The organism is Streptomyces sp. LX-29 (assembly GCF_029541745.1).
Taxonomy (GTDB): domain Bacteria; phylum Actinomycetota; class Actinomycetes; order Streptomycetales; family Streptomycetaceae; genus Streptomyces.
Window position 1 is genome coordinate 3,952,392 of sequence record NZ_CP089746.1, and the last position, 21,300, is coordinate 3,973,691.

At 73.6% G+C, this 21,300-nt stretch carries 15 protein-coding genes, 1 pseudogene and 1 riboswitch; of the genes and pseudogenes, 11 read left to right on the plus strand and 5 right to left on the minus strand.

The window, feature by feature from the left end:
- Positions 1-63 precede the first annotated feature (63 nt).
- Positions 64-555: an ATP-binding protein gene (locus tag LRS74_RS17000; RefSeq protein WP_277741793.1), complete on the plus strand. Its 492-nt coding sequence runs from the start codon at positions 64-66 to the stop codon at positions 553-555.
- A 37-nt stretch (positions 556-592) separates the two neighbouring features.
- Positions 593-1,624 (plus strand): annotated as a pseudogene (locus LRS74_RS17005) (AI-2E family transporter); the annotation flags it as partial.
- 5 nt (positions 1,625-1,629) lie between these two features.
- Here the strand turns inward: LRS74_RS17005 and LRS74_RS17010 are convergent.
- Positions 1,630-3,879 (minus strand): SpoIIE family protein phosphatase, encoded by a 2,250-nt coding sequence (locus LRS74_RS17010; protein WP_347178139.1) that lies wholly within the window; start codon positions 3,877-3,879, stop codon positions 1,630-1,632.
- A gap of 207 nt (positions 3,880-4,086) precedes the next feature.
- On the opposite strand from LRS74_RS17010, the gene aspS reads away from it, so the two are divergent.
- The 3 genes from aspS (at position 4,087) to LRS74_RS17025 (ending at position 7,797) form a co-directional block, all read left to right on the plus strand.
- A complete protein-coding gene (aspS, locus tag LRS74_RS17015; RefSeq protein ID WP_277741795.1) occupies positions 4,087-5,880 on the plus strand; it encodes an aspartate--tRNA ligase in 1,794 nt (597 codons plus the stop codon).
- 156 nt (positions 5,881-6,036) lie between these two features.
- Positions 6,037-6,501 carry an Rrf2 family transcriptional regulator gene (locus LRS74_RS17020; protein ID WP_277741796.1) on the plus strand — a complete coding sequence of 155 codons (465 nt, stop codon included), beginning with the start codon at positions 6,037-6,039 and terminating at the stop codon, positions 6,499-6,501.
- Positions 6,502-6,600: 99 nt separating this feature from the next.
- Positions 6,601-7,797: a globin domain-containing protein gene (locus LRS74_RS17025; RefSeq protein ID WP_277741798.1), complete on the plus strand. Its 1,197-nt coding sequence runs from the start codon at positions 6,601-6,603 to the stop codon at positions 7,795-7,797.
- Positions 7,798-7,920: 123 nt separating this feature from the next.
- On the opposite strand, the gene LRS74_RS17030 is transcribed toward LRS74_RS17025, so the two are convergent.
- Complete coding sequence (locus LRS74_RS17030) at positions 7,921-8,352, minus strand: DNA-binding response regulator (protein ID WP_277741799.1); 432 nt, start codon at positions 8,350-8,352, stop codon at positions 7,921-7,923.
- 206 nt (positions 8,353-8,558) lie between these two features.
- On the opposite strand from LRS74_RS17030, the gene LRS74_RS17035 reads away from it, so the two are divergent.
- From LRS74_RS17035 to LRS74_RS17045, 3 genes are all read left to right on the plus strand, one after another.
- Positions 8,559-9,086 (plus strand): SigE family RNA polymerase sigma factor, encoded by a 528-nt coding sequence (locus LRS74_RS17035; protein ID WP_277741800.1) that lies wholly within the window; start codon positions 8,559-8,561, stop codon positions 9,084-9,086.
- On the plus strand, positions 9,070-9,861 hold the full coding sequence (locus LRS74_RS17040; protein ID WP_277741801.1) for a hypothetical protein: 792 nt from the start codon (positions 9,070-9,072) through the stop codon (positions 9,859-9,861). Before LRS74_RS17035 ends, LRS74_RS17040 begins: the two co-directional genes overlap by 17 nt.
- A gap of 179 nt (positions 9,862-10,040) precedes the next feature.
- Positions 10,041-10,745, plus strand: a complete 705-nt coding sequence (locus tag LRS74_RS17045; protein WP_277744793.1) for a L,D-transpeptidase family protein — start codon at positions 10,041-10,043, stop codon at positions 10,743-10,745.
- 101 nt (positions 10,746-10,846) lie between these two features.
- Here the strand turns inward: LRS74_RS17045 and metG are convergent, their stop codons facing one another.
- A complete protein-coding gene (gene metG / locus LRS74_RS17050) occupies positions 10,847-12,568 on the minus strand; it encodes a methionine--tRNA ligase (protein WP_277741802.1) in 1,722 nt (573 codons plus the stop codon).
- 148 nt (positions 12,569-12,716) lie between these two features.
- Positions 12,717-14,474, minus strand: a complete 1,758-nt coding sequence (locus LRS74_RS17055; RefSeq protein ID WP_277741803.1) for a VWA domain-containing protein — start codon at positions 14,472-14,474, stop codon at positions 12,717-12,719.
- Between the two features lie 284 nt (positions 14,475-14,758).
- Between LRS74_RS17055 and LRS74_RS17060 the strand changes: the two genes are divergently transcribed.
- The gene (locus tag LRS74_RS17060) at positions 14,759-16,828 is read left to right on the plus strand and encodes a PhoX family phosphatase (protein ID WP_277741804.1); all 2,070 of its coding nucleotides are present in this window, start codon (positions 14,759-14,761) and stop codon (positions 16,826-16,828) included.
- Between the two features lie 332 nt (positions 16,829-17,160).
- A complete protein-coding gene (locus LRS74_RS17065; RefSeq protein ID WP_277741805.1) occupies positions 17,161-18,666 on the plus strand; it encodes an FAD/NAD(P)-binding protein in 1,506 nt (501 codons plus the stop codon).
- Here the strand turns inward: LRS74_RS17065 and LRS74_RS17070 are convergent.
- The gene (locus tag LRS74_RS17070; protein WP_277741806.1) at positions 18,634-19,722 is read right to left on the minus strand and encodes an endonuclease/exonuclease/phosphatase family protein; all 1,089 of its coding nucleotides are present in this window, start codon (positions 19,720-19,722) and stop codon (positions 18,634-18,636) included. The two genes, LRS74_RS17065 and LRS74_RS17070, sit on opposite strands and share 33 nt — an antisense overlap.
- Before the next feature lie 250 nt (positions 19,723-19,972).
- Positions 19,973-20,103, plus strand: a riboswitch (FMN riboswitch).
- Positions 20,104-20,304: 201 nt separating this feature from the next.
- Between LRS74_RS17070 and ribB the strand changes: the two genes are divergently transcribed.
- Positions 20,305-20,982 (plus strand): 3,4-dihydroxy-2-butanone-4-phosphate synthase, encoded by a 678-nt coding sequence (gene ribB, locus LRS74_RS17075; protein ID WP_277741807.1) that lies wholly within the window; start codon positions 20,305-20,307, stop codon positions 20,980-20,982.
- Positions 20,983-21,300: the final 318 nt, after the last annotated feature.

The following is a 21,300-nucleotide window of genomic DNA, read 5'->3' on the forward strand; positions in this document are numbered from 1 at the left end:
ATGCCACGGCGGCGAGCCGTACGCACACCCAGGCAGCGACAGTCCGCGTTGGGAGACCACGACATGACGATGGCCTTGACCGCTCCCGTACCGCCGCCCGGCCGTCCGCCCGAGAACTACAGCTTCACCGGGCCCAACACACCCGCTCTCGCCGGCCTGGCGCGCTGGTTCCTCAGGGATCTGCTGCTGGCCACCGGCCACCGGAATGCCCAGCTCGTCTCCGTGGCGCAGCTGTGCGTGTCCGAAGTGGTCACCAACGCCCACCGACACACCCGGGCGCCCCTGGTCACCGTCTCCGTCACGGTCACGGACCGTCAGGTGACCGTGCACGTCCACGACGACAGCACCGCCCTCCCCGTGCCGAGAGCCCTGTCCGAGAAGGCGGAACGCGGGCGCGGGCTGCGCATTCTGGACGCCTTCGCCGACGCCTGGGGGACCGACCTCTACGGTGGCCGGCAGCCGCGGTCCAAGTCCGTCTGGTTCCGGCTGGACGACGACGGGAGATACGACGCCCCTCGCGGAGATGATGGAGTGTCACCCCGCCGGGGCCTTTGAGCGGGCGCCCCCGGCGGGCCCGTGGTGGGCTGGGTGGGTGGCCACCGGAGAGTCAGGGGAGCGTGTTCTGCTGCCGCGCGCCGCGCGGCGGGTCGCCGCGTGGTGTGGGGTGGTGCTGCTGGTCGCCGGGGTGGGGGCGGTGGGGCTGTGGCTGTGTTGGCACCTGAAGGCGGCCGTCACGCCCGTGCTGCTCGCGGTGCTCGGCACCGGGCTGCTCGCGCCGCTGCACCGGCGGCTGATCCGGGTGGGGGTGCAGCGCTCGCTGGCCGCCGGGCTGACCTGTCTGGTGCTCGTGGCCGTGGTCGGCGGCGCCGGCTACATCGTGGTCAGCGCGCTGATCGAGAGCGGGGACCAGATCGTCAGCTCCATCAAGCAGGTCGTCACCCGGTTCCGGGAGCACTTCGGGATCGCGGGCTCGCTCGACGACATAGCCTCCAACGTCAGGGAGCTGGGCCGTAGGTACGGCGGCAAGGCCGCGACCGGGCTGCTGGCCGGCATCAGCCTCGTCGGCGAGATGATCGCCATCTCGGTGCTTGCGCTGCTGCTGACCTTCTTCTTCCTGCGCGACGCCGACCGGGTGTCCGCCGCCCTGCACACGCTGGCGCCCGGCGGACGCGGGCCGCACCTGGAGGCGATGGGCAGGCGGGCCTTCCAGGCGGTCGAGGGCTTCATGCGCGGCACCACGCTCATCGCGTTGATCGACGCCACCCTCATCACCATCGGGCTGCTGATCCTGGGCGTGCCGGGCGCGGTGGGGCTGGGCGCGCTGGTCTTCGTGGGTGCCTACATCCCGTACCTCGGCGCCTTCCTCTCCGGCGCCGTCGCCGTGCTGGTGGCGCTGGCCGACGGCGGCATCGTCACCGCGCTGTGGGCGCTGGGAGTGGTGGTGGCGGTCCAGGTGATCGAGGGGCATGTGCTCCAGCCGGTGATCCAGAGCCGCACGGTCCAGATGCACCCCGCCATCGTCATGATCACCATCACGGCGGGCGCCAGCGTCGCCGGCATCCTGGGGATGCTGCTCGCGGTGCCGCTCACGGCCGCCGCCTTCGGCATCCTCTCCGAGCTGCGGGCCGGCTACTCGGCCGTCGCGGCCGCCGGCTCGCCCAGCCCCGGAGGCTCCGGGGACGGTCCCGGTCCCGACTCCGGACCCGACTCCGGTTCCGGCTCCGACGCCGTCGAGCGCTCCCCCGACGACCCCGGTCCGGTCGACGGTCCGGATTCGGCCTCGTAGAGCTCGAACCAGATGCACTTGCCCGCGCCCCGCGGGTCCACGCCCCAGGAGTCGGCCAGCATCTCCATCAGCAGCAGCCCGCGCCCGGAGGAGGCCAGCTCGCCGGGGTGGCGGCGGTGCGGCAGCTCGTCGCTGCCGTCGGCGACGTCGACGCGCAGCCGTCGGGTGCCCTGTCTGCCGCTGACCTCGGCGACGATGAGTGCGTCGCCGTCGGTGTGCACCAGCACATTGGTGATCATCTCGGAGAGCATCAGCACGCCGGACTCGATCTGCTCGGCGTCCGACCAGTCGTGCAGCATCTCGCGGAGCTGGTGCCGGGAGCTGGCGATGCGCTCGGGCTCGGCCTGGGCGACGGTGACCGCGGTGCGGCGGACCGGGGCGGTGCCGGGGCCGACCACGCAGACCTCGGAGTCCCGACTGACCAGCAGCAGCGCGATGTCGTCCTCGCGGCGGTCGGCGAGCGGGCCGGTGGTGTGGTGCGAGAAGGGACCGTGGACGGCCTGCACCAGGGCGTCGGCGAGCGCCTCCAGGTCCTCGTCGGGGATCTCCTGGAGCTGCCCCCGCTCCTCACAGACGGAGCGGATCCGCTCCCAGCCGGACTCCAGGTCGTGGCCGCCGGTCTCCAGCAGGCCGTCGGTGCACATCAGCAGCGTCTCGCCGGGGTCCAGCAGGATGCGGGTGGTGGGGTAGTCGCTGTCGGGGTTGACGCCCAGCGGCAGCCCGCCGGCGGTGGGCCGGGTGACCAGGGTGCCGTCGGCGAGTCGCACGGCGGGGTCGCAGTGGCCCGCGCGGGCGATGTCGAGGGTTCCGGCGACCGGGTCCAACTCGGCGTAGAGACAGGTGGCGAAGCGCGGGTCGGCGGCGATCTCCTCGTGCCCCTCGCCGTCGATCAGTCCGTACAGGAAGCGGGAGGCGCGGGAGAGCACGGCGTCGGGGTGGTGGCCCTCGGCGGCGTAGGCGCGCAGCGCGATCCGCAGCTGGCCCATGAGCCCCGCCGCCCGTACGTCATGGCCCTGGACGTCCCCGATGACCAGCGCGGTACGGCCGGAGGGCAGCGGGATCACGTCGTACCAGTCGCCGCCGACCTGGAGCCCGCCGCCGGTCGGGATGTACCGGGCGGCCACCGTCAGGCCGGGGATGTCGGGCTTGCGGGCGGGCAGCATGGACCGCTGGAGGCCGTCCGCCAGCTCCCGCTCGGTCTCCTGGAGGGAGGCGCGGGAGAGCGCCTGGGCGAGCATCCGGGCGACGGTGGTGAGCACCGAGCGCTCGTCGGGGGAGAAGCTGACCGGGCTGTCGAAGGTCGCCACCCAGGCGCCGATGGTGCGCCCGGCGGCGACCAGCGGCAGATAGGCCCAGGACTGGCGCCGGTACGGGGCGACGATCGGCCAGGCGGTCGGGTAGCGCTTGCGGTAGCTGTCGGGGGACGGCAGATAGATCGCTCGGCCGGTGCGTATCACCTCCGCCGCCGGGTAGGCGGCGTCCAGGCTCAGGTCCATGAAGGCCCGCTCGTTGCCGAGGTCGTGGCCATGCTGCCCGATGATGTGGATGCGGTCGCCCTCCAGGCTGAAGACGGCCAGCCCCGAGGGCTCGAAGCCGGGCATCGACAGGCCGGCGGCCACCCGCAGCACCTCCGCGGTGGACCGGGCCTCGGCCAGCGCCCGCCCGGCGTCCAGCAGGAACGCCTCCCGGTTGCGCCGCCAGTCGCCGGTGATCGCGGGGCCGGCGGTGGCGGTGGTGCCCGGCTGCGGCTCGACGACCTCCTGAATGGTGCCGATCAGCTCGAAGTCCCCCGAGGTGCGGACCGGGCGGGTGCGGCTGCGCACCGTGCGCAGCACCTTGCCCTGCTCGTCCACGATGCGCACCCGGGCCTCGGCCAGGGTGCCCTCGGCGACGGCGAGCCGCACGATCCCCATGACCTCGACCCAGTCCACCGGGTGGAATCGGGCCCGCGCGGCGGCCTCGGTGAGCGTCGTGGGCTCGGCGGGCAGCCCCATGAGTCGGGCCGCCTCGGCGTCGAGGTTGACCGTGCGCGAGGCATTGACCCAGCGCCAGAGGCCCGTCGCGATGGCCGCCAGGAGATCCTCGGTGTGCATTGCACCACCTTAGGGGGATTTGCTACGGGCTTACCAGTGAACGCCGTGACGCCGGTACCCTTGCGGGTGGCCTCCTGCGTGGTATGTACCGCCCACTGTGATCCAGCGTGATTCAACGTTCAAGATTCACCGTAGATCACCGCCCGTGGCGGCACGGCCCCAGTGCCCGACCAGACGACGTGCCCGACCAGACGACTTGGATGAACGATGCATCGGTACCGGTCCCACACCTGCGGCGAGCTCCGCGCCGCTGATGTCGACTCCGACGTGCGGCTGAGCGGCTGGCTGCACAATCGGCGCGATCTGGGCGGCATCCTCTTCATCGATCTGCGCGACCACCACGGCCTGGTCCAGCTGGTCGCCCGCCCGGGCACCCCGGCCAACGAGGCGCTCAGCCACCTCACCAAGGAGACCGTGGTCCGGGTCGACGGCAAGGTCGTCAGCCGCGGCGCCGACAACGTGAACCCGGAGCTCCCGACCGGCGAGATCGAGGTCGAGGTCACCGAGGTCGAGGTGCTCGGCGCCGCCGAGCCGCTGCCCTTCACCGTCTTCCCCGAGGACGGGGTGAACGAGGAGCGCCGGCTGGAGTACCGCTTCCTCGACCTGCGTCGCGAGCGGATGCACCGCAACATCATGCTGCGCTCCGCGGTGATCGCCGCGATCCGGCAGAAGATGACCGCGCAGGGCTTCAACGAGATGGCGACCCCGATCCTGTCCGCCACCTCCCCCGAGGGCGCGCGCGACTTCCTGGTCCCCTCCCGGCTGCACGCGGGCCGGTTCTACGCGCTGCCGCAGGCCCCGCAGCAGTTCAAGCAGCTGCTGATGATCGCCGGCTTCGACCGCTACTTCCAGATCGCGCCGTGCTTCCGCGACGAGGACGCCCGCGCGGACCGCTCCCCGGGCGAGTTCTACCAGCTCGACGTCGAGATGAGCTTCGTCGAGCAGGAGGACGTCTTCCAGGTCATCGAGAAGGTCATGACCGAGCTCTTCGAGGAGTTCGGCAAGGGCCGCCACGTGACCTCGCCCTTCCCGCGCATCCCCTTCCGCGAGGCGCTGCTGAAGTACGGCTCCGACAAGCCGGACCTGCGCGCCAAGCTGGAGCTGACCGACGTCACCGACGTCTTCGCCGGCTCCGACTTCAAGGCCTTCGCGGGCAAGCACGTGCGCGCGCTGGCCGTGCCGGACACCGCCGACCAGCCGCGCAAGTTCTTCGACGGGCTCGGTGAGTTCGCGGTGGAGCACGGCGCCAAGGGCCTGGCCTGGGTGCGCGTCGGCGAAGGACTCCCCGACAAGGCCGCGCTGACCGGCCCGATCGCCAAGTTCCTCACCGAGGACGACGTCAAGGCGCTCACCGAGCGGCTCGGCCTCGCCCCCGGCCACGCGGTCTTCTTCGGCGCCGGCGAGTTCGACGAGGTCTCGAAGATCATGGGCGCGGTGCGGGTCGAGGCCGCGCGGCGCGCCGGCCACTTCGAGGAGAACGTCTTCCGCTTCTGCTGGATCGTCGACTTCCCGATGTTCGAGAAGAACGAGGACACCGGCCAGATCGAGTTCTCCCACAACCCGTTCTCCATGCCGCAGGGCGGCCTGGAGGCGCTGCAGACCAAGGACCCGCTGGACATCCTGGCCTGGCAGTACGACATCGTCTGCAACGGCGTCGAGCTGTCCTCCGGCGCCATCCGGAACCACGAGCCGGACATCATGTACAAGGCGTTCGAGATCGCCGGTTACAGCAAGGACGACGTGGAGCGCGAGTTCGGCGGCATGCTGCGCGCCTTCAAGTTCGGCGCCCCGCCGCACGGTGGCATCGCGCCGGGCGTCGACCGCATCGTGATGCTGCTGGCCGACGAGCCGAACATCCGCGAGACCATCGCCTTCCCGCTCAACGGCAACGCGCAGGACCTGCTGATGGGCGCGCCGAGCGAGGTGGACGAGGCGCGGCTGAAGGAGCTGCACCTGTCGATCCGCAAGCCGGTCCAGGTCAAGCAGGCCGACAAGGGCTGATCCGGCACCGTTCGTTCGACTCGGCCCCGGCCGGCGGCGCATCCGCGCCCCGGCCGGGGCCGAGTCGTCTCCGTGTCGGGGCCGCGGCGGCCGCCGTGGCTGTCATCACACCCCAACTAATTGGTATCTGAGATGCCAATTAGTTAGCGTGCTGGTGTGCGACTGACGAAGAGCACCGACATCGCGCTGCGGATCGCGATGCGCCTGGCGGTGCTGGACGACGAGGCCGAGGCCCCGGCCACCCGCGAGGTGGCGGAGGCCGTGGCGGTGCCGTACACCCACGCGGCCAAGGTGGTCAGCAGGCTCCAGCGGCTCGGGGTGGTCGAGGCGCGGCGCGGCCGCGGCGGCGGCCTCACCCTCACCCACGCGGGCCGCACCGGCTCGCTCGGGCGGCTGCTGCGGGAGCTGGAGGGTGTCGGGGACGTGGTCGGCTGCGAGGACGAGCCGCCCTGTCCGCTGCGGAGCGCCTGCCGGCTGCGGTCGGCGCTGCGCACGGCGCAGGAGGCGTTCTTCGCCTCCCTCGACCCGCTCACCATCGACGACCTGGTCGGCCCCCCGACCGGTCCGGTGCTGCTGTCCCTGAGTCCGGGCCCGCCCGTCGAGGGATCCCCGGCGGGCTGAGGTCATCGAGTCCGGCCCGACGGGCCCGCTCGATGAGCCCCGCTCGCGATGGCGCACGCCCTTAAATACGAATCTCACATTCATATTTGGAGCCACAGGATGCTGTCAGCGAAGTCCGCCGAGACCGTGCGCGCCACCCTGCCCGTGGTGGGCGCCTCCATCGGCGAGATCACCCCGCTCTTCTACGCGAAGCTCTTCGCCGCCCACCCCGAGCTGGCCCGCGACCTCTTCAACCGGGGCAACCAGGCCCAGGGGACCCAGCCGCAGGCCCTGGCCGGCTCCATCGCCACGTTCGCCACCGTCCTGCTCCAGCATCCGGAGGCCCGCCCGGACGCGCTGCTGGCGCGCATCGCCCACAAGCACGCGTCGCTCGGGGTCACCGCCGAGCAGTACCCCGTGGTGCACCGGCACCTGTTCGCGGCCATCGCCGAGGTGCTCGGCGACGCGGCCACCGAGGAGGTGGTGGCCGCCTGGGAGGACGTGTACTGGCTGATGGCGAACGCCCTGATCGCCATCGAGGCCGGGCTGTACGCCGAGGCGGGGGTGGCCGCCGGAGACGTGTGGCGCGAGTACCGGGTGGTGGACCGGGTCCCGGAGACGGACGAGGTCACCAGCTTCGTCGTCACCCCGCTGGACGGCGCCCCGCTGCCGCCCGCGCGACCCGGCCAGTACGTCTCCGTCCAGGTCGAACTCCCCGACGGCGCCCGGCAGATCCGGCAGTACAGCCTGTCCGGGGCCACCGAGGGCGCCCTGCGGTTCTCGGTCAAACGCGTGGCCGCCGACGCCTCCGGCGCCCCGGAGGGCGAGGTCTCGGCCCATCTGCACGACCGGGTGGACCGCGGCGCCGGCCTGCGGATCAGCGCCCCGGCCGGTGATGTCGTCCTCGACGAGGGGGACGGGCCGCTGCTGCTGGTCTCGGCGGGCATCGGCGGCACCCCGATGATCGGCATGCTGAACCACCTGGCGGGCACCGGCTCCCGGCGCCCGGTCGTCGTGGCGCACGCCGACCGCACCCCGGCCACCCACGCCTTCCGCGCCGAGCTGGAGCAGCTGGTCGCCAAGCTGCCGGACGCCGTGGCGCACCTGTGGTACGAGCGGCCCGACGGCGAGTGGCCCGCCGAGCGCACCGGGCTGATGGACCTCGGACGGATCGACGTCCCCGCGGGGGCCACCGCCTATCTGTGCGGACCGGTGCCGTTCATGCGCGCCGCCCGCGCCCAGCTGCTGGCGGCGGGGGTCCCGGCCCGCGCCATCCACTACGAGGTCTTCGGTCCGGACCTGGGCCTGGACGGCTGACCCGACGGGGACGGCCGACCTGGGCCTGGACGGCTGACCTGGGCCTGGACGGCGGAGGAAGGCACCCGCCCGCCGGTGTCCCCGCACCCCGGCGGGCGGGCGCCTGCGGCCGGGCCCCCGGCCTCAGAGCCGGGACCACGGCCCCGGCGCGTCCCCCAGCCGTCGGTCCACGCCGCACGGTGCCGCGCCCTCCGTGCGCGCCGCCCGGTGCACCGCGCGCAGCAGCCGCCGCGGCGTGGCGCGGTCTCGCCACAGCACGGCCCGTACGCCGTACTCCACCACCGCCATCAGCTCCACCTCCCGCAGCTCCCCGGCGACCAGCACCACCCGCTGACGCCCGCCGCACAGCAGTCGGCGCAGCTCCGCGCCGGCCCCCGCGTCCAGCCGCTCGGCGAGCATCACCGCGACCGCGCCGTGCGGCCGCTCGTCGCACTCGGGCGGCCGGTCCAGGAGTTCCACGCTGGGCTCGTCCCGCAACAGGCGGGCGACGCCGGCCCGGAAGCGCGGGTCGGGGCCGTGGACCGTCACCGTGACGGGGCTGTCCGGCACTGACACTGCGGTTCCTCGACTTCCCTGACTTTCCTGTGGTCCTCGGATGACACAGGGTCAGCGAAGGGGTTAAACGATCGGTTGCCGCCGGATCAACGCCCCCTGGAGCGGGGGCTTTTCGACGCGGGGCAACCCGATGCGCCGGCCACCGCGTTCCCTGGGTGTGGAGTACACCGTGAGAGCAGGAGAGCGGCGATGGCGAGGACAGGTCGGTGACGGGTGCGGGCACCACACCGGGCCTCGGCTTCGAGGAGTTCGTGGCGGCTCGCGGGCCCCGGCTGCTGCGCGTGGCCTGGCTGCTGACCGGCGACCGGCACCTGGCGGAGGACCTGCTGCAGACCGTGCTGGCCAAGGTGTGGCCCCGCTGGCGGGCGATCGCGGCGGACGACCCGGAGGCGTATGTCCGCCGGGCCCTGGTCAACACGCACACCTCGTGGTGGCGGCGGCGCTGGCGCGGCGAGGTGCCGCACGGCGAACTGCCGGACGCCGGCGCGGGGACGGACCCCTTCGCGGAGGTCGACCTGGAGCGCTCGCTGGCCTCGGCGGTGCGCGGACTGCCCGCCCGACAGCGGGCGGTGGTGGTGCTGCGCTACTTCGAGGACCTGAGCGTGGAGGAGACCGCGCGGGTGCTCGGCTGCGGCCCCGGCACCGTCAAGAGCCAGGCCGCCAAGGCGCTGCGCAGCCTGCGGGCCGTGCTGCCCGTCGCGACGCTGGTCGAGGGCGGTGACCGCCGTGGATGAGGCCGAGCGGAACGCCTACGAGCGGGAACTGCGGGTCCTGTTGGACCGGGCGGTGCCCCGGCTGGCCGCGCCCGCCGAGCGGATGCCGCAGATCCGGGAGCGGGTCAGGCGCCGCGCACGGCGCCGCCGCGCGGCCGGGGCCGCCGGCGGGGTGGTGGTACTGGCGGCGCTGGCCACGCTGGTGGCGCCTCGATTCGGCGCCGGCGGCCCGGCGCCCGGCGATCCCGGGCCGCCCGTCGACCCCGTGCCGCCGGCCGCCTCCGGGACCGCCGGGCGGCAGGCCGGAGCCGAGGTCCGCTACCCCCGCCTCGGCGGGCTCACGGTCCGCCTCCCGGCGGGCTGGACCGCGCTGGAGACCACCACCACCTCCGCCTCCCCGGGCGCGGAGGCGCTGGGCTTCGCCGGAAACCGGCCGCGGGAGGCGTACGGCCGTCCCTGCCAGGAGTCCCCCGCGGGCGACTGCGTGCCGCTGGACCTGCTGTCGCCCGGCGACGCGCTGGTCGCCTTCCGCCCGCTGACCGACAAGACCCCGAGGGGCGAGGCCGGGCCCGGGGCGCTGACGAAGCGGGCGCTGAGCTCGGCGTGCGCGCAGGCCGGCGCCACATGGGAGGCGGAAGGTCGGCTCGCCGTCCCCGAACGCCGGGGCGGCGGTGCGGTGCGGGTCTCCGTCTGCCTGACCCGGCCCGGCGCCGAGGACATCCGCCGGATCCGGGACCTGTACGCCTCCGCTCGGTTCGGCGACGACGCCCCGGTTGCGCCCGGCGCCGTCCGCTGATCCGGCCTCGCCCGGAACGGCCTGTCATTCACCGTTTTCCCCCTCATCACTTCCCGAAGGTGCCGCCCATGCCGCTCCCCGAGTCCCCGACCGCGTCCCCGCGCAAGGCCCGTCCGCGTACGGTGTCGCCCCAGGCCCGGCTGCGCACGGCCACGGCCGCCGCCGCTCTGCTGCTGTCCATGGGAGGGCTGGCCGGCTGTGGCTCGGGTGCCGGCTCCGGCGGGTCCGGCGGCGTGGTGGCCGCCCCCTCGACGACCCCTTCCGCCACCCGGGCCGCCGCCCCCGCGCGGACCTCGGGTCGGCTGCCCGGCCTCGGCCCGCACACGCTGGCGAAGGTCCCGGAGGAGGCCCGGCAGGCCGTGGTGGTCACCGGAAAGGGCGCCGACTCCTCCGACTCCACCGTGGTGTTGTACGAACGCACCGCCGACGGCTGGCGGGCCGCCGGCCCGGCCTGGCCCGCCCACAACGCCCTGCGCGGCTGGACCGACGACCACCGGGCGGGCGATCTGCGCTCACCCCGGGGCGTCTTCACGCTGACCGACGCGGGCGGTCGGCTGCCGGACCCGGGCACCCGGCTCCCGTACCACCGCTCCGCCGCCTTCGTCGTCAACGGCACCGGCTTCCGGGGCGAACCGCTGGCCGGGTCCTTCGACTACGTCGTGGCCATCGACTACAACCGGGTGCGCGGCACCTCGCCGATGGACTGGAGCCGCCCGCTGGGCGCGGCCAAGGGCGGCGGCATCTGGATCCACGTGGACCACGACGGCCCCACGCAGGGCTGTGTCAGCCTCATCGAGCCCCATATGCGGGCGCTGCTGCGCGCGCTCGACCCGGCGCGGCACCCGGTGGTGGTGATGGGCGACGCGGCGGCGCTGGCGCGCTGACGCCAGGGCGGCCGGGCCCGGCCGGGTGACGCGAAGGCGCCGGGTGGGCTGGAGGTCCAGCCCACCCGGCGCCTTTGGAACGAACGTCCGCGGGGAGTCCGCTACGCGGCGGCGTCCTGGCCGCCGAACCGCTCGCGGTACCCCGCCAGGTCGTCCTCGGTGATCTTCGCGAAGAGCACCGGCGGGACGGTGAAGGGCGTGCCGGCCGGGACGGAGGCGAGCGCCCTGGCCTCGTCGGGGCTCACCCAGACGGCCGTGTCATCGGTCAGCGAGAAGGCGGAGCGCATGGCGGCCGCCGACGCCGGGATGAAGGGCTCGGAGACCACGGCGTAGAGGTGGATGAGGTTCATCGCGGTGCGCAGGGTGAGCGCCGCGCCCTCCGGGTTGGTCTTGATCTCCAGCCAGGGGGCCTTCTCCTCCAGGTAGGAGTTGCCCGCGCTCCACAGCGCGCGCAGCGCGGCGGCCGCCTTGCGGTACTGGAGGGTGTCCATGTGGCCCTCGTACTCCGCCAGCAGCTCGGCGATCTGCTCGCCCAGCTTGGCCTCCGCCTCGCCGGCCTCGGCACCGGCCGGCACCTCGTCGCCGAAGCGCTTGCGGGAGAAGGACAGCACCCGGTTGACGAAGTTGCCCAAGGTGTCGGCGAGGTCCTTGTTGACCGTCGCGGTGAAGTGCTCCCAGGTGAACGAGGTGTCGTCGGACTCCGGGGCGTTGGCGATCAGGAAGTAGCGCCAGTAGTCGGCGGGCAGCACCTCCAGCGCCGCGTCGGTGAAGACGCCGCGCTTCTGCGAGGTGGAGAACTTGCCGCCGTAGTACGTCAGCCAGTTGAACGCCTTGACGTAGTCGACCTTCTTCCAGGCGTCACGGGTGCCCAGCAGCGTGGCCGGGAACATCACCGTGTGGAAGGGGACGTTGTCCTTGGCCATGAACTCGGTGTAACGGACGGTGTCGTCCGCCTCGTACCACCACGACTTCCAGTCGCGCTCGGCCGGGTTCTGGTCGGCCCACTCCTTCGTCGCGCCGATGTACTCGATCGGGGCGTCGAACCAGACGTAGAAGACCTTGCCCTCGGCGGCCAGGTCCGGCCAGGTGTCGGCCGGGACCGGCACGCCCCAGTCCAGGTCGCGGGTGATGGCGCGGTCCTGGAGCCCCTCGGTCAGCCACTTGCGGGCGATGGAGGAGGCCAGCGTCGGCCAGTCCTTGCCGTGCTCGTCGACCCAGGCCGCGACCTCCTCGGCCAGCTTGGACTGGAGCAGGAAGAGGTGCTTGGTCTCGCGGACCTCCAGGTCGCTGCTGCCGCTGATCGCGGAGCGCGGCTCGATGAGGTCGGTCGGGTCGAGCACGCGGGTGCAGTTCTCGCACTGGTCGCCGCGCGCCTTGTCGTAGCCGCAGTGCGGGCAGGTGCCCTCGATGTAACGGTCGGGCAGGAAGCGGTCGTCGGTGTTGGAGTACACCTGGCGGATCGAGCGCTCCTCGATGAAGCCGTTGGCCTTCAGCTCGCGCGCGATGGTCTGGGTGATCTCCACGTTCTGCCGCGAGGAGCTGCGCCCGAAGTAGTCGAAGGACAGCCCGAAGCCGTCGTAGATCGCCTTCTGGGCGTCGTGCTGCTGCGCGCAGAAGACGTCGACCGGCAGCCCCGCCTCCTTGGCGGCCAGCTCGGCCGGGGTGCCGTGCTCGTCGGTGGCACAGATGTAGAGCACGTCGTGGCCGCGCTGGCGCATATAGCGGGCATAGACGTCGGCCGGGAGCATGGACCCCACCATGTTGCCCAGGTGCTTGATCCCGTTGATGTAGGGAAGGGCGCTGGTGATGAGGTGTCGAGCCATTTCAGGCTGCTCCCGAGTCGATACCGTGGGTGACTGAATCCTTGTAGCTGCTTTTTGCGGCTACAGAATCTCAGTATCGTACTGGACCACCCACGGCCGCCCGCGCCCCGTTTTTCCCGGAACGCGGGCGGTCCGACGCGGCTGTCGCCTACCGCTCGTGACCGGCTTCGGGGAGCACCCCGGCGGCCCGGGCGTCCGCCAGCCACTGCGGGAAGCCCCGCACCAACTGCCCGTACAGCTCGCCGTCGGAGAGCTCGCGCGGCTCCAGGCCGGCGTGGAAGAACCCGGCGTTGTCCACCACCCGCCGCTCCGGCACCGCGAGCTCGTCCAGCTTCCGCAGGAAGTCGAAGCCCCGCGCCTCCGGGTCGCCGAACCCGACGAACTGCCAGAAGATCGGCAGCCGTGCCGCCTCGCACAGCGCCTTCTCGGCGGCGGGCTTGCTGGTCGGGGCGCCATCGGTCTGGAAGATCACGAGAGCGGGGGCCGTGGCGCCCGACTCCTCGTGGTGCTTCACGACGGCGTCGATCGCCCAGTGGTAGTTGGTGCGGCCCATGTGACCGAGCGCGGAGTGCGCCTCCTCGATCCGGCCCGCGTAGTGGGCCAGGTCGATCTCGGCGGTGCCGTCCACATCGGTGGAGAAGAACACGACGGGTACGGTCCCGTCGTCGTCGAGGTTGGCCGACAGCGCCAGCACCCGCTCCGCCAGGTGCTGCGCCGACCCGTCCTTGTAGTACCGCCGCATCGACCCCGACCGGTCCAGCACCAGGTACACGGCCGCCCGCTCCCCGCTCAGCCCGCGCGCGTCCAGCGCGTCGGCCGCCGCCTTGACGAGCGACACGAGCCCGGGCGCCTGCGCGGCGACCTTCGCCTCCAGCGCGGCCGTCGGCTTCGGGGCCTGCTCCGGCTCCGCGACGGGTGCCGCCTCCGGCGTGGGCGCCGGCTCGGGGGTCTCGCCCGCGGGGTCCCGTACGTCGGTCTCGGCGGCCGACTCGGGCCGCTGCTCCGGCACGGAGGCCGGCTCCGCCGGGGCCTCGGGCTCGGTCTCGGCCTCCACCACGGCCACCGACGTGACCGCCGGCTCCGTCGCGGCGGCGACGTCCTCCGGGGCGGTGCCGCCCTGCGTCGTGGGCTCGGCGGCGCCCGCCACGGTGTCGTCGGCCGGGCGCTCGGCCTGGGCCGGGACGGCCGGCTCGGCCTCGGCGTCGGGCTCGGGGGCCGGGCTGGTCTCGGGGGTGTCGGCCGCCGCGGGGGCGGTCTCCTCGGCGGTGACGGTCACGTCGGCCGTGGGGGCGGCGCCCGGCTCGGGCCGGTCCTTCACCGCGGCCACCGGCTCCGCCTCGCCCGCACCGGCAGGGGCGGCGGGCTCGGACTCCTGGGCCGGGGACGTCAGGATCTCGTCGAGGCTCTTGAGCGGGGTGGTGAAGGCCGGGTCGGTGAGGGTGGACTCGGCGGCGGGGGGCTCCTCGGCCGGGGTGGCCGGGGTCGCCGGGGCGACGTCCGGCTCCTCGGTCGCGGGCCGCGGTTCGGGGGCCGAGGCGTCCGAGGCCGGAGCGAGGGCCGGGGACTCCGCGGCCGGGGCGAGGGCCTCCGCGATCGGGGCGGAGGTCTCCGTGTCGCCCGGAGCGGCGGCGCTCTCGGTGTCCTCGCGCGTCTCGTCCTCGCGCGTCTGGTCCTCGCTCGCCCGGGGAGCGGCCCCGTGTGGAGCGGCCGGCTCCGTCTCGGCGGCGGCACCCCCGGGCGTCTCCTCCTCGGTCCCCCGCGGAGCGGCCTCGGCGGCGCCCTCACCGGCGGACGGGGCCTCCGTCGGGGTGGTGGGCGGGGTGGAGTCCGCTTCCGGGGCGGCGGGTTCCTCCCGCTTCGTCCGGGAGCGGCCGAAAACAGTGCGCAGCAGGTCCCGTATGCCCATGGGAGAAAACCCCTCACTATCGAGCGCGGTGCGGTGTGCGAAGTGCGGTGCACAGCGTATGGCCATCTGTGGTGCCGAAAGGCTAGCGGTACGGGCGGGCGGCGCCCGCCCGCGCCGGAATGGCCGAAACGCGATCGCACAGTCGTTCAAGTCGCCTGTCGTTCACTCTCGGTTCATGGTGCGGTCGTCGGCTCGCGGGCCACGCCCCGTAGCTTCGCGGCGGATCGATTCCGACGTCATGTCGGCGCAGGACGCGCCGGTGATGCCCATACGGAGGGGAAGACGTGCGCAAGTTCCTGCCGCTGATCGGCTCGCACCCGGGCGGCCGTTCCGCCATGACCTGTCGCTACCGCTGTGGCGACGCATGCTTCCAGGACGTCCCCAACACCAGCGACAACGCCTACCTCGGCGATGTCATCGCGGACGCCCTCTCGCGCCGCAACGTGCTGCGCGCCAGCGCCGTGGTGACCGTGGCCGCCGCCACCGGGGTGACCGCGCTGGGCCAGGCCCCGCAGGCGCGGGCCGCCGGCCAGTCCCCGGCCGCCATGCCCGGCGGGGTGAAGGACGCCGCGCGCGGCCTGCGCTTCGCGCCGGTGAAGCCGAACACCAAGGACGCCGTGACCGTCCCCGAGGGGTACGGCCAGAACGTGGTGATCCGCTGGGGCGAGCCGATCCTGCGCGGCGCCCCCGCCTTCGACCCCGCGAAGCAGACCGCGAAGGCCCAGGCCGGCCAGTTCGGTTACAACAACGACTTCCTCTCCCTGCTCCCGCTCCGCGGCGAGAAGCACCGCCAGGTGCTCGTGGCCAACCACGAGTACACCGACGAGGTGCTGATGTTCGAGAAGTACGACCCGGAGAACCCGACCCGCGAGCAGGTCGAGATCGCCTGGGCCGCGCACGGCCTCTCCGTGGTCGTCGTCCAGGAGGAGCAGAAGACCGGCAAGCTCACCGCGGTCCCCCGGCACCACCTCAACCGTCGCGTCACCGCCACCACCCCCTTCAAGGTCACCGGCCCGGCGGCCGGCAGCGCCCTGCTGCGCACCTCCGCCGACCCGGCCGGCACCAAGGTCCTCGGCACGCTCAACAACTGCGCCGGCGGCACCACCCCGTGGGGCACCACGCTGCACGGCGAGGAGAACTTCAACCAGTACTTCGCCAACGGCGGCGGTGTGACCGACCCGACCGAGGCCGCCCGCCTCAAGCGGTACGGCATCACCGGCGGCGCCTCCGAGCGCAAGTGGGAGCGTTTCGACAAGCGCTTCGACGTCACCAAGGAGCCGAACGAGCCGCACCGCTTCGGCTGGGTGGTCGAGCTCGACCCGTACGACCCGCACTCCACGCCCCGCAAGCGCACCGCGCTGGGCCGCTTCAAGCACGAGGCCGCGCAGCCGCGGCTGACCGCCAGCGGCCGCCCGGTGGTCTACATGGGTGACGACGAGCGCTTCGACTACTTCTACAAGTTCGTGTCCTCGAAGCGGATGATGAAGGGCGACTCGCGCGCCGCCCGCGAGCACAACCTCACCCTGCTCGACGAGGGCACGCTGTACGTCGCCAAGCTGACCGGCGACAGCCCGGCCGAGCAGATCGACGGCAGCGGCCGGCTCCCGGCGGACGGCCAGTTCGACGGCAGCGGTGAATGGATCCCGCTGGCCAGCGGCAAGAAGTCCTTCGTGGAGGGGATGACCGCCGAGGAGGTCTACGTCTTCACGCGGATGGCCGCCGACAAGGTCGGCGCCACCAAGATGGACCGCCCCGAGGACGTCGAGCCCAGCCCGCGCACCGGCCGGGTGTACGTCGCGCTGACCAACAACAGCGACCGCGGCAAGCCGGGCAAGGCCGGCGCCGACGAGGCCAACCCGCGCAACCTCAACAAGCACGGGCAGATCCTGGAGCTGGCCGAGCACTGGGACGACCCGGCCTCCGACCGCTTCGCCTGGCGGCTCTTCCTGGTCGCCGGCGACCCCAAGGACCCGTCGACCTACTTCGCGGGCTTCCCCAAGGACCGGGTCTCCCCGATCTCCTGCCCGGACAACGTCACCTTCGACCCGCACGGCAACCTGTGGATCTCCACCGACGGCAACCAGCTCGGCAGCCACGACGGCCTGTTCGGCGTGGCCACCGCCGGCAGCCGGCGCGGTGAGGTGCGGCAGTTCCTGACCGTGCCGACCGGGGCCGAGACCTGCGGCCCGATCGTGCAGGGCCGCCGGGTGCTGGTCTCCGTGCAGCACCCGGGTGAGGTGGACGGCGCCAGCGTCGAGAAGCCCGCCTCGCACTGGCCCGACGGCCCGGGCCGGATCACCCGCCCGGCCGTGGTGAGCGTCTGGCGCCGGGACGGCCGCGACATCGGCGTCTGACACCGTCGACGCCGATCCCAGGGGGGGAGGTGGTGGCCGGGCAGTGGGGGGACCCGCCCGGCCACCACCGTCGTCACCGCCCGGGCGGTCGTCCGCCACGCCGGCGCCAGGGCACGCACGCCGCGCCCGCGCTGAGGCCGTACGCCGCGCCGGCCCCAAGGCCCCGTACGCCGCGCCGGCGCCCGCCCTCCGACCCGGTGCCGCGCGTGTTTCGGCGTCGTGTGGTGAGGGGCGTGCGATGGGGCGCGCGCTCGGCGGGTGGCCGGCAGACCACCCCGACGGCCGCGCGTCGCGGGGGCCCGGCCGGGGCACCGTGTCCGGTGGAGGTGCGGATGCGCAGCATGGGCCGGGATGTCGTGGTCATCGGCGGCGGGGCCGCCGGGGCGAGTGTGTTCGTCCAACTGGTGGCCGCGGCCACCAGCGCGGAGGCGCGCGAGGAGGTCCGGACGATCGCGGTGGTGGACCCCCATCAGATCGGCTGGGGGCTGGCGTTCGGCGACGACGATCCGCTGCTGCTGTGCAACTCCGCGGTGGGGATCAACTCCCTGCTGCCGAGCCGCCCCGACGACTTCGCCGACTATCTCCGGTCCGCCGGCTGGCAGGGGCGGCGCGAGGACTGCGTGGAGCGCTCCCGGATGGCCGAGTACTGCCACCACCGCTATCTGCGCGCCCGTGATCGGGCCGCCGCGCACGGCATCGAGGTGCGACACGTCCGCGACCTGGCCCTGGCGGTCGAGGTGGTGGGCGAGGAGCGGTACGCGGTGGTGTCGGCGGGCGGCGGGCCGGTGTCCGCCACCGATGTGGTGGTCTGCACGGGGGTGCGCACGCCGCGCGTGCCGGCCGGCTTCGACCGGTACACGCACGCGCCGCGGTTCCTGGAGAGCCCCTACCCGGCCTCGCGCGTCCGGGCGCTGCGCGACGAGCACCCGGCCGGGGCCCGGGTGTTGGTGGTCGGCTCCCGGCAGTCCGCCGTGGACGCCGCCCTGCTGCTGTGCCGGGACGGCCACCGCACCGTGATGACCTCGCCGTCCGGGCAGCTGCCGGCCGTACGGACCTCGCTCGGGCCGCCCGCCCGGGCCCGCTTGCCACCGCTGGAGCGGATCCCGCGGATCGACCCCGACGACCCGCTGCTGGAGTGGAAGGTGATGCGGCGCGCGGTGGAGGCGGTGCGCTCGCTGGGGCCGCGCCCCCTGCGCGAGCAGATCTCGACGGAGACCGACCCCGAGCGGCGGCTGCGCGAGGAGATCGCGCTGGTGGACTCGGACGCCTGCCAGTGGGAGGGGGTGATGGTGAGCCTGATCGAGACCCTGATCGACTTCGCCCCGGCGCTGCCGCCGGGCCGGCTCCAGCGGCTGCTGGACGAGAACCCCTGGTTCACCGGCCGGTACGCCACCGCGCTCACCGTCGTCAACGCCCGCCGGCTGCTCGGTCACTTCGAGTCCGGCGCGCTGACCGTCGCGCCGGGCTATCCGGACGAGGTGGCGTACGAGGCCGGCCCCGGGCCGGGCGGGCTCGGGGGCGGCTGGCGGGTGGGGTGGCCCGACGGCACCGTGGAGCGCTTCGACCACGTGGTCTCCGGCACCGGCTTTCACCCGCCCGTGCTCCACCGCGAGCGCGGCAGCGGGACGCTGCACCTGGCGGCCCGCCCCCCGGTGGCCGCGGCCGAGCCGGTGGAGTGGCTGGGCCCGAGGCTGCGGCTGGTCCCGGAGCGGATCTGGGTCTGCGGGGTGGGCACCCATGTGCGGATCCCGTTCGCCAACCACCTGCGCAACGTGACCCGTCAGGCGAGCTGGGTGGTGGACCAGCTAACGGGCCGGGGCGGCGGAGGCGGCGGGTAGGTCGTGCAGGTCGAGGTCGACCAGCAGCGCGCGGTGGTCGGTGTCCGCCAGGTCCAGGAAGCGGGTGGCGCGCGGCCACAGCGCCTCGCTGACCAGCACGTGGTCGATCTGGGCGCCGAGCGGCGGGGCGGTGAGGCTGGGCCAGGTCGGGGTGCGGGCGGCGCCGGTGAGCCGGGCGCTGTCGCGCAGCCCGGTGTCCAGGAGGGCGCGGAAGGCGGCGTGGTCCTGGGTGGCGTTGAAGTCGCCGGCGATCAGGGTCGGCAGGCTGCCGCGTCCGGCGGCGTGGTCGCGCAGCCAGCCCAACTCGGTGCGCCACAGGTCCACTCCCCCGGGCACCGGGGGCATGGGGTGCGCGACCTGCACCCGCACCAGGTGCCCGGCGACGGTGGCCACCGAGCCCGGCATGGAGAGCGTGCCCGGCACCCCCTCCTCGTCCGTCAGCGGATAGCGGCTGAGGATCGCCGAGCCCTCGGCCGGTCCGCCGATGACGACGTTGCGGTGCGGATAGGCCCGGCGCACGGCGGGGGTGTCCAGCGCCGCCGCGCAGCGGACGTCGCACTCCTGGACGGAGACCAGGTCCGGCCGCTCCGCGCGCAGCGCCGCCAACAGCCCCTCGGTGGCCCGGCCGAACTCCAGGTTCGCCGTCAACACCCGCACCCTGGCGACCACCCGCCCCCGCGGTTCGGAGGCGGCGGTCCCGTCGTACGGCTGGATGAACCACCCGGTGACGACCCCCGCCACCAGGGCCCACACACACCCGGCGGGCCAGCGGCCGACGATCGCCAGCAGCAGCCCCAGCGCGGCGGGGACCAGCAGCCAGGGCAGGAACGCCAGCAGCTGCGGCACCGGAGTGACTCCGTCGACATCCGCCGCCCGGCATCCCATGACCACGCTGACCACGGTCAGCGGAGCCACGGCGACCCAGGCCGCCGCCCGACGCGCCCGACCGACCCCGCCGGGCGGCGCCAGGAGGCGTAGGGCGCGCGACCCGCCCGCCGACCGCCACCCCGGTGCCGATCGGTCCGGGCTCCGCTCCTCGGTGACCGGTGTCTCCACGCCCACGCTTCAGCCTTTCGGTTCCATTCCGCTCGGGCGGAGGCCCCTGACGACGGCGCCCCGCGCGACGCCAGCCTTTCAGCAGCGGACGGGCGGCCTGGCCATCCGTCGCGTCGGCCCTCGGCTGTCGGTCGTCGCTGGCGCTAACTGGCCTGGTGGCCAAGCAAACTGATCTTCACTCAGCACCGAGAGATGTGATACTTGACACTTCGTCACCTCTCGGCTCTGTGTCAAAATGCTCGCAGAGTACTCGCGTGCTCCGGGGTCGGTGAAACTCCGAACCGGCGGTGAAAGTCCGCGACCCGGCCGAACCCATCGGCCGGTTGACCCGGTGGAACTCCGGGACCGACGGTCAAAGTCCGGATGGTAGGAAGTACGCGGCGGCACGAGGTTCGTGCGATGGCTCGCCCTGCGCCGGTCCGGCCGAGAACCGGGCCCGGGGCTCCGCCCATCGCGTCGGCCGTGCTCGCGATCCCCGGAACTGCGCAGGCGGACGGGGAGCGGCACCGGCTTCCGACATCCCACACCACGCCCCCGCCCGCTCCTGGCAGACCCGTATGGAAGGGCAGGAGGGCCACTCCCATGGCAGTGGTGGATCAGACCGCACACACGACGCAGCAGGCCGGGGCCACGACCGAGCGTCTGCTCGCGGTGGAGCAGGCGATCGAGGCGTTCGCCGAGGGCGGTTTCGTCGTCGTCTTCGACGCCGAATCCCGTGAGAACGAGGGCGATCTGATGGTCGCCGCCGAACACACCGATGAGCAGGCGCTCCAGCAGTTGCTGGACCACACCTCCGGGGTGGTCTGCGTGGCGCTCCCCGACGAGCGCGCCGCCGAGCTGCGGCTGCCGCAGATGGTGACGGACAACACCGGGCTGCACGAGACCGCGTTCACCGTCTCCGTCGACCTGAAGGAGGGCGGCACCACCGGCATCTCCGTGCAGGAGCGCGCCCGCACCATCCGGGCCCTGGCCGACCCGACCACCGCTCCGGACGACCTGTGCCGGCCCGGCCATGTCTTTCCGGTGCGGGCCCAGCCGGGCGGGGTGCTCCAGCGCGACGGCCACACCGAGGCCGCCGTCGACCTCTCCCTGCTGGCCGGGCTGTCCGGCGTCACCACCATGTGCGAAGTGGTCAAGCCGGACTGGAGCATGGCGCGCTACGAGGACCTGAGCCGGCTGGCGGCGAGTCGGTTGATGCCGCTGATCTCCGTGCGCGACCTGGCGGCCTATCGACTGGCGCGGGCGGCCAGGAGGCTCTGACACCCGAAGATCGACTGGTGGCCGTCCCGGGGCGGGTCTACGGTCGGGGGTAACGAGCGCCGCCGCGCGTCGACGCCCGCATCGGGGCCGGAGCCCGCATCAGGGCCGGTGCCCCGGTCGGGGCCGGAGCCCTGATCAGGGCCGGCTCGACCGTCACGGACGAGCGCGGAGGCCGCGGGGAACGGGCGTGTGCCCCCCCCCGAGCGGCGACGGCGTGGGCCCGGGCGACGGCGTGGGCCCGGCAGGACCGACCGAGCACGATCATGGCGACCTCCCGCCCGGCGGGCCCGGCGCAGACGGGTACGGCCGGGCGCCGCG

Excerpts from the sequence above, each read along its gene's own strand:
- LRS74_RS17000 (WP_277741793.1), top strand. The coding sequence starts at position 64 with ATGACGATGGCCTTGACCGCTCCCGTACCGCCGCCCGGCCGTCCGCCC.
- LRS74_RS17010 (WP_347178139.1), bottom strand. The coding sequence starts at position 3,879 with ATGCACACCGAGGATCTCCTGGCGGCCATCGCGACGGGCCTCTGGCGC.
- aspS (WP_277741795.1), top strand. The coding sequence starts at position 4,087 with ATGCATCGGTACCGGTCCCACACCTGCGGCGAGCTCCGCGCCGCTGAT.
- LRS74_RS17025 (WP_277741798.1), top strand. The coding sequence starts at position 6,601 with ATGCTGTCAGCGAAGTCCGCCGAGACCGTGCGCGCCACCCTGCCCGTG.
- LRS74_RS17045 (WP_277744793.1), top strand. The coding sequence starts at position 10,041 with ATGGGAGGGCTGGCCGGCTGTGGCTCGGGTGCCGGCTCCGGCGGGTCC.
- metG (WP_277741802.1), bottom strand. The coding sequence starts at position 12,568 with ATGGCTCGACACCTCATCACCAGCGCCCTTCCCTACATCAACGGGATC.
- LRS74_RS17055 (WP_277741803.1), bottom strand. The coding sequence starts at position 14,474 with ATGGGCATACGGGACCTGCTGCGCACTGTTTTCGGCCGCTCCCGGACG.
- LRS74_RS17065 (WP_277741805.1), top strand. The coding sequence starts at position 17,161 with ATGCGCAGCATGGGCCGGGATGTCGTGGTCATCGGCGGCGGGGCCGCC.
- ribB (WP_277741807.1), top strand. The coding sequence starts at position 20,305 with ATGGCAGTGGTGGATCAGACCGCACACACGACGCAGCAGGCCGGGGCC.